This window comes from Acinetobacter radioresistens DSM 6976 = NBRC 102413 = CIP 103788 (assembly GCF_006757745.1).
GTDB lineage: Bacteria > Pseudomonadota > Gammaproteobacteria > Pseudomonadales > Moraxellaceae > Acinetobacter > Acinetobacter radioresistens.
In genome coordinates, this window is sequence record NZ_AP019740.1 from 1837449 (window position 1) to 1854073 (window position 16625).

Consider the following 16625-nt stretch of genomic DNA (forward strand, 5'->3'; position numbering starts at 1 on the left):
CTGTTATTAATGTGGTACAGCAAGATATTTTTCAAGAAGTTCTTGGTAAACACCTTTTGCATTTAATAATATATCGCATACTTCCCGTACTGCACCGCGACCGCCCATTGACTGGGTGACCAGATCTGCACGGCGGCGTACTTCCACATGACCATTAGGTACAGTAACTTTCATACCAGCAATCGCAAAAGCAGAGAGATCAGGCCAGTCATCTCCCATATACAGGCAGTCCTCTGGTAAAAGGCCAAGCTGCGCACAGGCTTCACGTAATGCTACCCCTTTGTCTTCACGGCCCTGATAAACCAGATCAACACCCAGACTGGACATACGGGTATGTACGATATTACTGCTGCGACCGGTAATGATGATGACTTTCATACCCGCCTGCTGCACCAGCTTCATTCCCAGACCATCACGAATATCAAAAGACTTGATTTCATCGCCACTATTGGTGAGAGTAACAAAACCATCACTTAAAATTCCATCAACATCCAGAACCAGGGCCTGCATATGTCGAGCCTGTTCAAGTAAAACATATGATGCCATAGTTTTAATTCACTCCAGCCTGAATCAGATCATGCATACTGATAACACCAATAACTTTATTTGACTGGTCTACGACCACAAACTGATTGATCTTTTTATCACGTAATAATTCAAGTGCCTCAACAGCACGCGCTTCCTGAGAAATGGTATACGGATCTTTGATCATTACTTCCGATACCGGCAGGTTTACATCAAAACCCTGCTGACGATCAATCAGACGACGCAGATCACCATCGGTAAAAATACCCAATAAAGTATTTTGTGTATCTACAACAGTGGTTAAACCCAAGCGTTTATTGGAAATTTCATAGAGAACTTGATTCATCGGTGTATCGGGACTGACTTTTGGCAGCTCATCATCTTTATGCATCAAATGTTTTACATGCAAAAGTAAACGTTTGCCTAATGCCCCAGCCGGATGAGAACGGGCAAAATCATCTGCCGTAAAGCCACGTGCTTCTAGCAGCGCGACCGCAAGTGCATCACCTAGGGCCAATGTAGCAGTAGTGCTTGAGGTTGGCGCCAGACCCAGCGGACAGGCCTCTGTTAACTCGCCAAGCGTTAATGCAACATCAGCATTCTGTGGCATTGGGCCACTTTCAGTACCACTGATAGTAATTAAAGGCACTTCCAGATGTTTGATCAAAGGCATGAGCATCATGATTTCATCGCTTTTGCCAGAATTAGAGATTGCAATCAGTACATCTCCACGGACCAGCATGCCCAGATCACCATGCCCTGCTTCACCCGGGTGCATAAAGAATGAAGGCGTTCCGGTTGAAGCAAAAGTTGCGGCCATTTTACGGCCGATATGTCCTGACTTGCCCATACCTGTAACCACAACACGGCCTTTACACTGCAAGATGATTTCACAGGCGCGTTCAAAGCGTGTATCAATCTGTGCAGCCAGAATCTCTAAAGCCTGCTGTTCTATCTGTAATGTTTCTCGAGCAACTTTTTGAAAATCAATCTGCTGCGTCATATTGGATGAATTCAAGCTCAACTTACCTTAACTCTTTAAGAGTTGAATAATATCAGGAGAAAAATTTTCACTATTTTAACATAGGTCTGTAAAAGTCCGCTTTCTAAATCTGAACTTTTCACAAGTCTATAAAATTAATGCATAAAACTTTATGAAATATATCGCTTCAGTTATGATGAACTACCTTTGTTTGAGCATGTGAAGACCTGTATGCAGCCATTTGTTTTATACAACTCGGAGCAACGTAAAAAAGTTGAATTTGTACCGCGTAAAGCGGGCCATATCGACATGTATGTTTGCGGCATGACCGTGTATGACTACTGTCATATTGGGCATGCACGGGTCATGGTTGCGTTTGACTATATTATCCGTTTTTTGCGTAGTCAGGGTTGGGAAGTCAAATACGTACGTAACATTACTGATATTGATGACAAAATTATCAAACGTGCCAACGAAAATGGCGAAACAATCCAGGCTCTGACCGACCGTTTTATTCAGGCCATGAATGAAGATGCGCATCGCCTTGGCTGTCTTGAACCTGATGAAGCACCACGCGCAACTGAATATATCGACCAGATGCAGAACATGATTGGCAAGCTGGTAGACAATGGTAGTGCTTACCCGGCAACAAATGGTGACGTTTACTTTCAGGTTGAACAGTTCAATAAATATGGCCGTCTCTCTGGCCGAAAACTTGATGACATGCAAGCCGGAGCCTCTGATCGGGTTGATGTGGAAGTCGACAAGAAACATCCTTTTGACTTTGTTCTCTGGAAACATGCCAAAGAAAATGAGCCTTTCTGGAATTCTCCATGGGGCAAAGGACGTCCAGGCTGGCATATTGAATGCTCGGCCATGTCGACCTGCTGCCTCGGCAATCATTTTGATATCCACGGTGGCGGCAGTGACCTGCTATTTCCACATCATGAAAATGAGATTGCACAAAGTGAAGCCGCAACTGGTGAACAATATGTAAATTACTGGATGCACGTCGGTTTTATTAATGTAGACGGCGAGAAAATGTCAAAATCTCTCGGCAACTTCTTTACTATTCGTGACGTGATGGAGAAATTCCATCCAGAAGTTATTCGCTATTTTATCGTGTCTTCACACTATCGCAGTCCGGTGAACTTTTCTGATGTAGCACTTAAAGAAGCTAAAACAGCCCTTACCCGGTTTTACCATGCTTTTAAAGCATACCAGCAGCAGTTTAATGAAGAACTGACAGATCATTTTAGTCAAATACATCTTGAACGCTTTAATGCAGCAATGTGTGATGACTTTAACACCGCGGAAGCAATGGCTGTTCTGTTTGAACTTGCAAAGGAACTCAACCGTGCCCTGAAAGAAGAAAATGCTGAGCAGGCTAAAGTTTTTTATTCCACATTGCGTCATCTGACCAATATTTTAGGTCTGGTTCAGCATAATGTAGATGACTTTTTGAGATCTGATATTGGTCAGGAAGCACTTGGATTGTCTGAAAGTGAAATTGAAGAGCTTATTCAGCAGCGTGTAGATGCGAAAAAAGCGAAAGACTTTACCAAAGCAGATTCCATTCGACAAAATCTGCTGGACCAAGGTGTGGTTCTTGAAGATACCCGTCAGGGCACCTTATGGCGACGTGCAGATTAAACAAGCCGGACAAAGACTATTTTTAGTTTTTGTCCTGTTTTACTGTATATTTCTCGGAAATAACACTGAAAAATATCTCTATAGAGTTGTGAAAAAGTTTAAAATACCATCGGTTGATACAACAGCTAATTGACAAGCCCGGAACAGGCCTTATAATACGCTGCATATTGCGGGAATAGCTCAGTTGGTAGAGCACAACCTTGCCAAGGTTGGGGTCGCGAGTTCGAGTCTCGTTTCCCGCTCCAAAATTTAAAAAGCCTTTATCTTAGAGATAAAGGCTTTTTTTATGGCTATTCTATAAATAAGGTCGAACATAGCATCAGAATTTTTCTATAAGAGTTTAATTAAGCTGTTCCATAAATTCATCTTCAGTCATCACGATGATTCCATGCTGCCTAAGTAAAATAGCAGTCATTCCTTCGCCTGTAATTTTCTTTCCGGTAAATGAGCCATCATAAATCAGTTTTGAACCACAAGATGGACTATCTGCTTTTAGAATGACATGGCTGATATGATGCTGTTGTACCATTTTCAAAGTTTGATAGGCGCCATTTATAAAAGCCTGTGTGACATCCTGACCAGATGAGTCTAAGACTACTGCCTGCTGATTAAATACGTCTTGTGCCTGACCACCTACAATTTCAGCAGGTAATCGTGGTGTACTTAACCCTCCTGCTACTTCTGGACAGAAACTGATTGCCTGATGCGATTCAATTAAATATTTCAGCTTTTCCTGCAAGCAGTTTCCACCGTTATAGCGCACATTCTCACCAACCAGACACGCACTAATTAAGTATTTAACCATAATAATTTTTCTACCCTCTATCTCATCTGCTCAATTCTAAAGGCAGCTCTCGATAAAATATATTTCTTTAAGTTCTGTATTCTCGAAATAAAATGATTAATCAATCAAGATATTCTATATTTAACTGATTATAAAATCTCTAGAATGAAATATTAAAAATATTTTTTAATTATATTATAAGTTTAGACCTTTATATTTTAATTATACCTTTAAAGGTATAATAATATACCGCTTAGGTTTTTGACTCATTTCATATTATCTCCTAAGTTATGCGGCGTAACATTTCAGATCAAGACTATTAATCAAGAAAACTTTTATTAAATTATTTTCAGGTAGTAACCCAGAAATAATAACAAGGACGACCCTATTCTGTTTCAAAAACACCGCATATTTTTTAGCTTACGCTGGCAAGCACTTTAGCCCTCACCTTGGCTGCTTGTGGTGATGATAAATATGAGCAGATACGCTCAGCGGATCTGATTTTTGAAAGCGGTTCAGTTTATACCATGGACCCCAAATTGCCAGAAGCAGAAGCGGTAGCAGTCAAAGAAGGTAAAATTGTCTATGTAGGTGATGATACGGGACTAAAAGAGTGGCGTGGCAAGGACACCCAAATAATAAACTTGAAGGGAAAAATATTGCTCCCTGGCTTTGTAGATACGCATAATCATGCTTATTTACGTGCAGAAAATATATACTGGGTAAATCTGGAAGCCCCTTCTTTGGACTCTTATAAAGCGGCTACCCAGAATTTTCTTGCAAAGCAGCCTGAAGCCAAGCAGGTACGTGGTGTCGGATGGAACTTGAACTATGTACTGGCACAGGCAAAAGCAGCAGGACGTTCGCCAGCACAACTGCTGGATGAAATTGTGGGTAAAGATATTCTGGCTGTATTTATTACTCATGGACACCATGAAGTATGGGCAAATACCCGAGCCATGCAAAATGCAGGTATCAATGCAACTACTCCAGACCCGGTGGGAGCATTTATTGACCGCGATAGCCAAGGTACCCCAACCGGAATCTTCCGTGAGTTTGGAGCACAAAATCTGGTTATTAGTACACTTCCCCAACCTGACTTTACAGTAGCCGAATATAAAGCTGCCATACTTTCATTTCAAAAAAAATCTGGCGCCACAGCGTGGTGTGACTTCTGTTCTTGTGCCATTGCATTATCCAACAGACAGTTTTCTGGAGGCTATAAAAGCTCTAGATACTGAAGGTGAATTAACCGTGCGTTATGATTTATTACAATGGGCAGATGAAACACGTGGTACTGAACAGATTCCAGGTTTCGTAGAACGCCGTGCAAAATATCATGGCAAATTCTTCAAGACAGATTCAATCAAAATTTTTGGCACAGGTGCAAGCAGTACATATGGTTCAGTCGTCTGGGATCAGAAAGTTCTGAAAAAAACCGTAGCTGCATTGGACCGTGAAAAATTCCGCATCTATATTCATGATATAGGGCCAACCAGTACTTACAACCTTATGCTTGATGCTTTGGAGTATGCCCAAAAACAGAATGGCAAGCGCGATGCACGCCACATGATTACACACGTCAGTGATGAGGCTATCCCGACTATACCGCGCTTTCTCTCATTAGGTATCCGTGCAGATGGTCATCCCTTACCTAAAGCATTTTTCGATACCAATGTACAGCTTAGTTCATCTAGTGATTATCCAGTACGTGAATTCTATCCGATGACACGAATCTCTGCCGTTGTTCAATCTGGCATCCCTTTAAGCAGAATGCTTGCCAGCCATACAATCAACGGCGCTGAAGCAATTTTTGCTGAAAACGAAACTGGTTCAATTGAGGTAGGTAAGGCTGCTGATCTGGTTGTAATGAGCCATAATTTATATAAGCTTAAGGCTGAGGAACTGGAAAAGGCTGAGGAACTGGAAAATGCACAGGTTCTAATGACTATGTTTAATGGCAAGATTCTCTATGATGCTCAAACCGATCACACATCGAAAGAGCGTGTGACTGAGCAACCAGATAGCCATGATCATTAATTATTTCGGGGCAACCTTTAATAAAGTGAAAGTAAGGTTATAGTTTGAATGGGCTAGTATTAATTTAAGAAAAATTAGAGCCGTCTTTATGAGAGAGGCTCTTTTAATATATTATTTTTTCTGGTTATCAAGAGACTGATTAAAAGAAAATTCAGCATCTTTAATAATTTTTTCCAGGAGTTTCCGATCTGTGAAAGCATCAAGCTGTCCTGCCTCAGACTTCGCTTTTCGGTTCATAAGATCGGCTGCTTCAGGATGGCTGGTCAGTACAATATCAGCAGGCATTTTGCTTAAGCGGCGAAAACTCAGCTGATAATCCTGTACGATACCTGGATAAGTCTGATTATTCGATAATACATTTCCGGCAACAGATAAGCTGCATGGAAATACTACTTTCAGGGTTTTTCCATGTTCTTTTAAACTGGTTGACCAGGTGGTACACCCAGGAGTGTGGCCGGGAGTTAAGGTTGCCTTAAGATGTATTTTTCCCATTTTAATGACTTCTTTATCTCTTAATATATGGTCAACTTTAACCGGAGTATAAGAAAAGGACTGAAGAATATTGTCTCCTGTAGGCTTACCTGTTGTTAAAGCTGTAACTTCTTTATCCATAGCAAATACTTTAGCACCTGTATTCTTCTGAATTTGTGCTAAAGCTCCAACATGATCCCAGTGTGCATGGCTGACCAAAATAATCTTTACATCTGAAAGGTTTAGCCCAAGTTTCAGTATATTCTGCTCAATTAAAGCAGTATTTTCAGTTAGGCCTGTGTCAATTAATATAGCTTTAGAACCAGAAACAAGAAGATACGAGCCTAAACCACGCGTACCCACATAGTAGATAGGGCCAGTAATCCTGAAAGGCTCTATACTTTGTGTCCATTCTGCCGGTAGCTTCAAAGGCTCGGCAAGGATATTGCCTGTAGAGACTGTAGCAAGACCGAAAATGAATAAAAACGTATTTCTAATCTTCATTTAAAACATCACCTGATATTTATACTGTCAAAAATAAATAAAGAATTTTAAAAATTAATCTATTAAATTAAAATATATTTTCAAATTATATTTTAGCTTTGGTTTTTAGCTGCAAGAATATTAAAGCTGTTAGAATAATTCTTTATTTTAAGTTTATAATTAAAAAATAATGACCCAGTTTTTAATTTTATTAAAATTAACTTTTTTATAAAACTGGCTACTTGTAATAAGTTAAAAAACTTTCTTATAAAGTTTCTCTTATAATTAATTTTTTATTATTATTTTTAGAATACTGGATTTTTTATCCAGTTTTATGCTTAATATCTATCGGCTTTGTTGCATAAACATTCAAAAGCTGAGTTCTCCCCAATCCATTCAAATTTAAGACACAACTTGGGTGCGAGGTCTACCTAATTCCGTAAATCTATTCAGAACTGCCACACGCGCATGAATTTCATTGACCTGACTTTGAAAATGTCTTGCCGTCAGCCTATCACCTAATAATTTGATGCAATGCATCTTGGTTTCCACCAAACTACGACGGTGATAACCCGACCATTTTTTCCATAGGGTTCTACCTAAATGTTTAACCGTTTGAAGTAACTCATTTCGTTCTATTGAACTTATTTTAGAATCTTTCCAGGGCTTGGCATTCTTTCTGGGTGGAATTACTGCATGTGCTTGACGATCTGAAATCACTTTTCTGCAGCACTTCGTGTCGTACGCGCCATCGGTATAGACAGAATCTATTCGCTCATCTAGTGGAATTTGATCCAGTAAATCACCTAGTACTTGTGAATCACTGACATTATTTGTAGTAAGCTGAACGGCACGTATTTGCAGTGTTTCAGCATCTATACCAATATGCAGTTTACGCCATTGCCGACGGTATTCAGGCTGATGTTTTTTACGCTTCCATTCGCCTTCACCTAAAAACTTTAAACCCGTAGAGTCGACAAGTAGGTGTAACCCATCATGACTTTTCTGATAGCTTATCGCAATATCAATATGCTTTTGTCGTCTACAAAGGGTGGAGTAATCTGGTGCTGTCCAATTCAAGCCACAGAGTTTAATCAGGCTTTGAACAAAGCCAGTAACCATACGTAAAGAAAGACGGAATAGAGATTTGATCATTAAACAGCATTGAATCGCTGTATCGGAATAAGTTTGATTTCGTCCTTGCTTGCCTTGTGGTTGTGCATACCATTGCGTCTTAGGATCAAACCAGATTGAAATATTTCCTCGCTTGATTAAAGCTTGGTTATACGAGGACCAATTGGTTGTACGATAGATTTTAGGTGTAGGCTTCTTCATCTGGAAATTATATTACTGAAGAAGCCTTCAAGAATAGCTTTGTGCAACAAAGCCATATCTATCCAATAGAGTTAATTATAAAATTACTCTCCCCATACTTCTGCCACAATTTCATTCACTAATTGAAGTTTGCGCCACTGTGCGTCGTAAGGGACTCTATTTCCTTCTTCGGTTGAAGAGAAGCCACATTGTGGACTAAGTGCGAGCTGTTCAAGTGGTAAATATTGGGAAGCTTCATGAATACGTGCGATGATGGCCTGTTTATTTTCCAGCTCTTCTACCTTCGAAGTAATCAGACCGAGAACAACTTCTGCATTACTGCCTTGTAGTTTAGCTAAAGGTTCAAAACCACCTGCGCGCTCTGTGTCATATTCCAGAAAATAGCGGTCTATATTTTTAAGATGTTTAAAGATATAGTCTTCTATGGATTCATATCCACCCTGGTAGTGCCAGGTAGAAGAAAAATTACCACGACAGATATGCAGACCAACCACCAGATCTTCGGGTTTATTTTCAAGGGCAATATTCAGGGTCTGAACACAAAAGTCAGCTAACTGGTCCAAGTCGACCCCGGCGGCTTGCTCACGCGCACGGTCTTCTTCACTGATCAAATACGCCCAGAATACATCATCAATCTGCAAATATCGGCAGCCCAAGTCATGAAATGCTTGTACTGCTTTGCGGTAAGCCAGTCCCAAGTCAACCACATATTGCTGAATATCTTCACCATACGTATTATTAAAACGTAATTTAGGCCGCATCATCATATTTGGACTTGGAATGGTCATTTTGGCCATACCATTAGTGCCTACCGCATCATGCAAAAATTTATAATGCGCCAGATGTGGATGATTTTCTGGAAAATCGAGTTTGCCTACAATACGTACATTATGGGGCTTGGTCTCGATACCATGAAACTTTAAACCGACACTATCCTCATACCCTTCAGCACCGATCAGGTTTTCCATAAAATCATAATGCCACCAAGCACGACGTAATTCGCCATCAGTAATTGCCTTGATATTATTTTCTTTTTGCAACGCAATAATCTTTAATATTTCTTCATTTTCGATCTGAGTAAGTTCAGCTTGGCTCAATTTGGCATCAGCAACAGCTTGACGTGCTTCTTTTAGTCGTAAAGGACGTAGGAAACTGCCCACATGATCAGCTTTATAGCCAGCATATAGCTTTCGGGCTTGAGGAGAAGTATTGCTCATAAATCAGCCTTAATATTAATAAAATTCAATATATTTTCATTAAATACAATTTTATTCACTTTAGCGAATGCTCAAAAAACAACCTTAAAATAAATTATAAATATAAAAAACAAAATCTTATATTAATATGTGCTGATTAAAACAACACTATAATGAGTAAAACTCAAGTTAAATTGAAAATATATCAGCCTGTGAAGTGATAGAATTCAAAAAGGGCTTTATTTATCAGTCAACTGTTATTTGAATATTTAAATATGACTTCTTAGAGTTTAGAAAATAATAAACTAATAACAATAGATTGAATTCATCAAATTCTTAGCCAAAAGTTTTTTTATTTAGTTATAGTACTGTAAAAATTATATCAACCCACAACAGCCAGAATTTTCTGACTCTGCAAATGCCTTTTAATAGACTCCAATTTTTATCCGTATTTAATAATTCTATTGCTGGTGTTATTTGTAACAAATGTCATTACTCATGAGTAGCAACTATGGGGTATTAACTAATTCAGCTCTTGATACAGTTTGACCTGCATGAGAAACAGCGATGCTCTTGTCATAGGTGTATTATGTAATTTATTTTTCAGACCTTATTCTTCTGCAGTACATATTAACCTAATGATGAAATATAGATAGTTTTTAATTCAGTTATAGGCGCAGGACGGGCATAAAAATAACCTTGTAAAAGATCGCAGCCCTGCTGGTAGAGAAAGGCCGCCTGTTTCAGGGTTTCGACTCCCTCGGCTACAACTTCCAGGTTTAATTGATGAGCCAGATGGATAATAGACTGAACTATCGCAGCATCCTGGTCACTCTCTGTAAGATGCTCAATAAAACTTCGATCCAGTTTGATCTGGTTAATTGGTAAACGTCGTAAATAGCTCAAACTGGAATAACCTGTACCAAAGTCATCTATAGATACCTGTACCCCTAGCTCTCGTATAGATTTTAAAATTTCAATAGCACGGTCAGCGCCAATAATTACCATACCCTCAGTGACTTCTATTTTGAGAAGCTCAGGTGTTAATTTGCTAATTTCCAGTGCATGTTCCAGTTCTTGCAAGAAACCTGCTCTACGAAACTGTAAAGGCGAAATATTAACCGAAACAGTAAGCTGACTCTGATGAGTCTTATTCCATTCAGCAATATCCATACAGGCTTTTTTGAGCACCCATTGTCCAATTGCAACAATCTGTCCCGTTCTTTCAGCTAAAGGAATAAAAATATCAGGAAAAATATATCCCCGCTGTGGATGATTCCAGCGGATGAGTGCTTCCACGCCTTTGACCAGACCTGTTGCAGGATTAATCAAGGGTTGGTAAAAGAGGTTAAATTGATTATCGTTTAAAGCTTCCATCAGCTCTAGGCGTAAGTGCGCGTAGTCAATTACTGGCATAACTTTTTTATTGGCTTCTTCATACCAGTGCCAGGTATTACGACCTTGTCTTTTTGCTTCTTTCATGGCTAAAACAGCATGATATAAAAGTTCTGACGAACGCTGTATAGAACAGTCATCAGCGACAATACCAATACTGGCACTCAGATGGATTTTATGCTCATCAATTTGAAAAGGTTGTGTAAAGAGTTTTAGAATCTCTTCAGCAGTTGTAATTACTTCTGACCGTTTATTTCGATTCACCATTAATAACGCAAACTCATCACCTGCAAAACGGCCCAGGAAATCGCCAGTTTGTAAAAGTGCTTGCAGGCGATCGCTTACACTTTTAATAATCTGGTCACCAATCAGGTGCCCCAGACTATCATTGAGCGGCTTAAAATCGTCTAGGTCAATATAACAAAGGAATAAGGGCTTAGAACTATGATGTTGAGTTTTGAAGGCCTGCTGTAAGTTGGTTTCAAAGGTCTGCCGGTTAGCTAGACCAGTCAAATGATCATGACTATGCTGATGGGTAATATAGTCTTCATGAATACGCTGTTGAGTAATATCTTCCTGAATTCCCAAAAAATGTGTACATCTACCTGCCTCATCAAAAACCGGACCCAACATTAAACGGTTCCAGAACCAGCTCCCGTCTTTACGATAATTTTTAACGGTTACTTGTATTTCTTTGTGTTCCTTTAAAGCCCGCTGTACTAAAGCAATCTTTTCAGCTTCTGTCTCCGGCCCTTGCAAAAAGTGGCATGTCTTGCCCATAACATCTTCTTCGGTATAACCCGTCATATGTAAAAAGGCTGGATTAACATAAACGATTTTTCGCTCGGCGGTAGCATCCGTAATTATAATTCCATTAGGACTGGCATTCACTCCACGTTTTAATAACCGCAAGTGTTCCTGATTTTTACGCCGTAATGTAATATCACGGGCAATACCGAATACTCCCGTTACCTGATGATTTTGTTTAATCGGTAAATTAGTCAGATCGAGCCAGATCATTTCACCAGAAGCATGATAAGCCGGAATTTCATAGTATTGTGCATTTCCCTGCATTGCCTCTTTAAACGCTTTATCTGCAATATCACGATATTCAGCAGGTAAAAATGAACTGTAATGCTTTCCCCTGATTTGCTCATCAGAAAAACCAATAATTTTACGAGAGGCAATATTTGTACTCACCATGATACCTTGCGTATCAATTTCAAAAATTGCATCAGGGTGATAAGTATAAAAAGAACTATATTTTTCGCTTATTGCAATTCTCTGCTTGCGTTCAAGGTCAAGTTCGATTGCCAAGGCAACCATGGCCGCAGCCTGTTTTAATAACTTGATATTATGATCAGTAGGTTTTCTTAATGTCCGATAATAAGTTGCAAACGTCCCGTAAAGAGTTCCCCGTGCACTAAGAATAGGCGTCGACCAGCAGGTATAAAGCTTTTCGAGCTTGATCGAGGCCTGATAGGGAGTCCAGTAAATATCTTTCAATAAATTTTCACTGACGACCATTTTACGCAAATATGCTGCCCTGCCACATGTTCTTTCATCTGGTGCAATATTTATATTGTCTATGGTCTCCCCATACTGTTTAGAAAAATTCTGCTTGCCGCTAGTAAATTTCAGAATTTGTTCCTGTTCAGAATAAAGCATAATTGCTACAAGAACATTTGAAATGCGGGACTCTAGCCAGGTACTTGCCGCGCTTAAAATAAGATGAAGTTCAGTATGCTGACCAATCAGATTAAAAATATGGTAAGTATCGTGGTCATCACAATTGTTATTCATTTAGAATCCCTAACCTCCTTGGCTCTCTTACATTCTAGCTTTATCCCTAGCCTTATTATTATAACAAACTACCTTAATTCACCATTTTTCTACATTAGTTGCCTATTTTTTGTTTTTAGAAAGTAATCTTGATTCAGTTTTACCATTTTTTATCTGCTGAAATCTAGCTCCAAGAAGGTTTTAATTAGAATTAAATCAATCTGGCCCTGATCCAGCTTCATAGTTTAATTTTTTACATAATTAAAATTTTAATAAAATCTATTAGACTTTTATACTAAAGATATAAATGTATAGATATTAGCTTTAAGTTAATTTAAATAATATAGGTTAATACTTATTAATTTCTTATAAATATAAATTTTAAATTTATTTCTTAAGCAAAATAGAATAATTAAAATATATTACCTTATACCATTTATAAATTTTAATTTACATAAAGATAATAAAACTATATAAAAATAGATTTCAATCGAATATATATAATTTTCTAAGGCCGCTTTATATTGGGGCTTAAATTAGTTCTATTTCTAAAAATTTACATAAATTTTAAATTAGATCAAGAATTTTATTTAAATATTAATTTATATTTTTCAGCAAATTAATATATTTTATTTTTTATTTAGAAAACTGGCACTACTTTTGCTAAGCATTTAGACAGACACAAAATAAAAACAGGAGTGTTTGTGATGCATAACTCATCAGCAACAGATGTACTAGAGAATAGTCCTTCTTCTGCCGCCAATGAAACCCTAGAGGATTATACGTTACGTTATGCGCCTCACAGTTTTAGACGCTGGAGTCCAAAGGTAGTAGCCATTACAGCATTAGGCGGAATTGCTTATCTGGCAGATTTTTCTATTGGTGCCAGTATCGGCATGGCATATGGTACTACAAATGCAGTGTTTTCAATTCTATTTGCGGCGCTCATTATTTTTTTAACAGGTATTCCACTGGCTTATTATGCAGCACGTTACAATATTGATCTGGACCTGATTACACGTGGAGCTGGATTTGGCTACTTTGGTTCAGTGCTAACCAGTATCATCTTTGCCAGTTTTACCTTTATTTTCTTTGCGCTTGAGGGATCAATTATGGCGCAAGGCTTGTTACTGGGTTTAGGTATTCCCCTCTGGGCAGGCTATCTGGTCTCTACCGTGCTGGTTATTCCACTAGTTATTTATGGTATGAAAGCTCTCACTAAATTACAGGTCTGGACTACCCCAATCTGGCTGATACTGATGATCGGACCGGTCGCTTATCTGATTTATCAGGAACCTGATCTGATAAGCCAGTTTGCTGCTTATGGCGGAAATGAGGGATTTGCAGTATTAGACATGGCAGCAATCATGCTGGGTGCAGGAATCTGTCTTTCACTCATCATGCAAATTGGTGAACAGATTGATTACCTGCGTTTTATGCCCGCTAAAACTAAGGAAAATAGTAAATCCTGGTGGATCGCAGTAATTTCTGCAGGTCCGGGCTGGGTCATTTTGGGTGCAATCAAGCAAATTATTGGGGCATTTTTAGGTTTTTATCTTCTTACAAAAATTCCAGGTGTAAACAGTACTGAACCTGTGCAACAGTTCAATGCAGCATTCCATGACATGTTACCAGGCTGGCTGGCTCTCAGTCTTGCTGTCATTCTGGTGGTAATTTCACAGATCAAAATCAATGTTACCAATGCCTATTCAGGATCACTGGCTTGGACGAGTGCTTATACCCGTATTACCAAGCATTATCCGGGTCGGATTATCTTTGTGATGGTCAATCTGGCCATTGCACTGGCACTGATGGAAGGCAATATGTTTGCAGTTTTAGGTAAAATCCTAGGTTTTTACTCTAACTTTGCAATAGCCTGGGTAGTGGTGGTCGCGACTGATATTGCTATTAATAAATATGTACTAAAGCTTTCTCCTAAAGAGCCTGAATACCGCCGTGACATGCTTTATAACATTAACCCGGTAGGCATGGTGTCATTTCTGGTAGCGGCTGGTTTATCTATTGCGGCATTCTTTGGCCTGCTTGGTGAATTTCTGGCACCTTATTCCCCTCTGATTGCACTGTTGGTAGCTTTTATCCTGACGCCCCTGATGGGTTTACTGACCAAGGGCAAATACTATATTAAAAATACTAATGATGGCCTGAAAGAGGCACGCTACGATACAGAAGGGACACCGGTAGCAACTGTCTATCACTGTGTAGCATGTAATGAAAATTATGAACGGCCAGATGTGATGTATTCGCATCGGCACAGTGGAGTGATCTGTTCTTTGTGCAAAACAATGGAAAAATAATAAATATAAGAGAACAAGAATAAAAATAAAGAAAATAATAAAATCATACATCAGGCTTCTATTTAGAAGCCTATTTTTATTGCCAGATATTAATATTTTGTACTGATTAATTTATTTCGAAGTATTTATTATTAATCTTTTAAAATAATTAATTCACTCTTATTTTAAATTTAATGATAATTAAAAATGAAATATCTTATATTTGAATAATTAAACATCTCTATTATTAAATTCTTCAGCTACTTTAGACTATAGCGATAATTAACTTGATATAGATAATGCTAATTTTCTAAAGCTGATTACTCATGCCTTAACTTGATACAAGGCAAGATGCATAGCTGCCTGTATCCATAGAATTTCAGAAGAGTTAAGAGCCAAACAAGTATTTAGCTCTTAAACAGCAGGAAATAAGAAAAACTAAGCAAGGCCTATCAGGGCCACAATTGCTGCACACGCCCCAACAATTTTTTTGCCATAAGGAATATAGCGTGTAATCAATGCTCCAAGGCCCAAGCCTGCGGTATAAATCAAAGACATCGCTATTATCATACCTGAAACAAGTCCGGCGATATGGCCTGAATGACCGAGCTCATTACCATGAGCAATACCATGAAAAGTCACCAGTAATGCTGTAGCCACAGGTAAAATTATTCTGGATTTTGACCATAGTGCAAGAGTAACCATCAACAGTGAGGCAATAATGCCATACTCGGCAAGACTGCTCGAAAATAACTGTTGCTGACCCAGCACGAAACCAAATACCAGTGCGGTAGCCATACTGGCCATGCCAAGTATTTTCCACTGTCTGGCTGCGGACCAAAGTAAAACGCCCAACGCCAGTGCCATAATCATATGGTCCATGCCTGTAAAAGGATGCAGGAAACCCGCGCTAAAACCTGAGTGATGGTCATGCCCCGGATGTGCCTGACTGACTGCCGGTATCAGGCCAAGCATTATTAAACTGGCTCTTTGAATGATATTTTTCATATAAGTGTCCTCAGGCTTTAAATAGTCCTTGTTTTTCAATAAATTCTATAATTTCATTTAAACCATCTTGGGTTTTCATGTTGGAAAATAAAAATGGTTTTTCACCACGCATACGTTTGGCGTCTTGGTCCATAACGTCCAGATTTGCTCCAACCATTGGCGCCAGATCAGTTTTATTGATAATCAGAAGATCAGATTTAGTAATTCCCGGCCCGCCTTTACGTGGAATTTTTTCTCCTCCTGCAACATCGATGACATATAGTGTCAGATCAGAAAGTTCAGGACTAAACGTTGCGGCCAGATTATCTCCACCACTTTCAATAATGATCAGTTCCAGTCCATCAAACTTCTCACATAAATCATCAATCGCTGCCAGATTAATTGAAGCATCCTCACGAATAGCGGTATGCGGACAGCCTCCTGTCTCTACCCCGACAATACGATCTGGACTCATAGCCTCATGACGGGTCAGGAAGTTTGAATCTTCCTTGGTGTAGATATCATTAGTGACCACGGCCATATTGTATTTATCCCGTAAGACACGGCATAGATTCAAGGTAAGAGCTGTTTTACCTGAACCCACCGGTCCGCCAATGCCTACTCTTAATGGACTACGTTCTGTCATCTTGTTTTCCTTTTTAATTTCACAACTTACTTTGAATTTTTAAACCAGCGCT

General features: G+C 39.0%; 13 protein-coding genes and 1 tRNA gene. 5 read left to right on the forward strand and 9 right to left on the reverse strand.

The features are described from left to right. Positions 1-6: 6 nt before the first annotated feature. Both ACRAD_RS08590 and ACRAD_RS08595 read right to left on the reverse strand, forming a co-directional pair. On the reverse strand, positions 7-546 hold the full coding sequence (locus ACRAD_RS08590) for a KdsC family phosphatase (protein WP_005019694.1): 540 nt from the start codon (positions 544-546) through the stop codon (positions 7-9). Positions 547-550: 4 nt separating this feature from the next. Next, positions 551-1528: a KpsF/GutQ family sugar-phosphate isomerase gene (locus ACRAD_RS08595; RefSeq protein ID WP_005019693.1), complete on the reverse strand. Its 978-nt coding sequence runs from the start codon at positions 1526-1528 to the stop codon at positions 551-553. Between the two features lie 210 nt (positions 1529-1738). On the opposite strand from ACRAD_RS08595, the gene cysS reads away from it, so the two are divergent. Continuing rightward, positions 1739-3160 (forward strand): cysteine--tRNA ligase, encoded by a 1422-nt coding sequence (cysS, locus tag ACRAD_RS08600; RefSeq protein ID WP_005026613.1) that lies wholly within the window; start codon positions 1739-1741, stop codon positions 3158-3160. 169 nt (positions 3161-3329) lie between these two features. After that, positions 3330-3405, forward strand: a tRNA-Gly gene (locus tag ACRAD_RS08605). 95 nt (positions 3406-3500) lie between these two features. Here the strand turns inward: ACRAD_RS08605 and ACRAD_RS08610 are convergent. Next, positions 3501-3965 (reverse strand): DUF523 domain-containing protein, encoded by a 465-nt coding sequence (locus tag ACRAD_RS08610; protein WP_005026616.1) that lies wholly within the window; start codon positions 3963-3965, stop codon positions 3501-3503. Positions 3966-4393: 428 nt separating this feature from the next. Between ACRAD_RS08610 and ACRAD_RS16690 the strand changes: the two genes are divergently transcribed. Then, positions 4394-5185, forward strand: coding sequence for an amidohydrolase family protein (locus ACRAD_RS16690; RefSeq protein ID WP_005026618.1), 792 nt, complete (start codon positions 4394-4396; stop codon positions 5183-5185). Continuing rightward, the gene (locus tag ACRAD_RS16695) at positions 5112-5984 is read left to right on the forward strand and encodes an amidohydrolase family protein (RefSeq protein WP_080592100.1); all 873 of its coding nucleotides are present in this window, start codon (positions 5112-5114) and stop codon (positions 5982-5984) included. Before ACRAD_RS16690 ends, ACRAD_RS16695 begins: the two co-directional genes overlap by 74 nt. 111 nt (positions 5985-6095) lie before the next feature. Here ACRAD_RS16695 and bla read toward each other — a convergent pair whose 3' ends face one another. The 4 genes from bla to ACRAD_RS08640 all read right to left on the reverse strand — a co-directional run bounded on the left by bla (position 6096) and on the right by ACRAD_RS08640 (position 12667). Next, the gene (gene bla / locus ACRAD_RS08625; RefSeq protein ID WP_005026621.1) at positions 6096-6959 is read right to left on the reverse strand and encodes a putative subclass B3 metallo-beta-lactamase; all 864 of its coding nucleotides are present in this window, start codon (positions 6957-6959) and stop codon (positions 6096-6098) included. 381 nt (positions 6960-7340) lie between these two features. After that, positions 7341-8273 carry an IS5-like element ISAha3 family transposase gene (locus ACRAD_RS08630; RefSeq protein WP_004812228.1) on the reverse strand — a complete coding sequence of 311 codons (933 nt, stop codon included), beginning with the start codon at positions 8271-8273 and terminating at the stop codon, positions 7341-7343. Between the two features lie 83 nt (positions 8274-8356). Then, positions 8357-9490 carry a 5-methyltetrahydropteroyltriglutamate--homocysteine S-methyltransferase gene (locus ACRAD_RS08635; protein ID WP_005026622.1) on the reverse strand — a complete coding sequence of 378 codons (1134 nt, stop codon included), beginning with the start codon at positions 9488-9490 and terminating at the stop codon, positions 8357-8359. A 609-nt stretch (positions 9491-10099) separates the two neighbouring features. Then, the gene (locus ACRAD_RS08640) at positions 10100-12667 is read right to left on the reverse strand and encodes a bifunctional diguanylate cyclase/phosphodiesterase (RefSeq protein ID WP_005026623.1); all 2568 of its coding nucleotides are present in this window, start codon (positions 12665-12667) and stop codon (positions 10100-10102) included. A gap of 686 nt (positions 12668-13353) precedes the next feature. Between ACRAD_RS08640 and ACRAD_RS08645 the strand changes: the two genes are divergently transcribed. After that, positions 13354-14961, forward strand: coding sequence for a purine-cytosine permease family protein (locus ACRAD_RS08645; RefSeq protein ID WP_005026624.1), 1608 nt, complete (start codon positions 13354-13356; stop codon positions 14959-14961). A 417-nt stretch (positions 14962-15378) separates the two neighbouring features. Here ACRAD_RS08645 and ACRAD_RS08650 read toward each other — a convergent pair whose 3' ends face one another. Beyond that, complete coding sequence (locus ACRAD_RS08650) at positions 15379-15948, reverse strand: HupE/UreJ family protein (RefSeq protein WP_005026625.1); 570 nt, start codon at positions 15946-15948, stop codon at positions 15379-15381. 10 nt (positions 15949-15958) lie between these two features. Continuing rightward, a complete protein-coding gene (gene ureG, locus ACRAD_RS08655; RefSeq protein ID WP_005019668.1) occupies positions 15959-16573 on the reverse strand; it encodes an urease accessory protein UreG in 615 nt (204 codons plus the stop codon). Between the last annotated feature and the right edge of the window lie 52 nt (positions 16574-16625).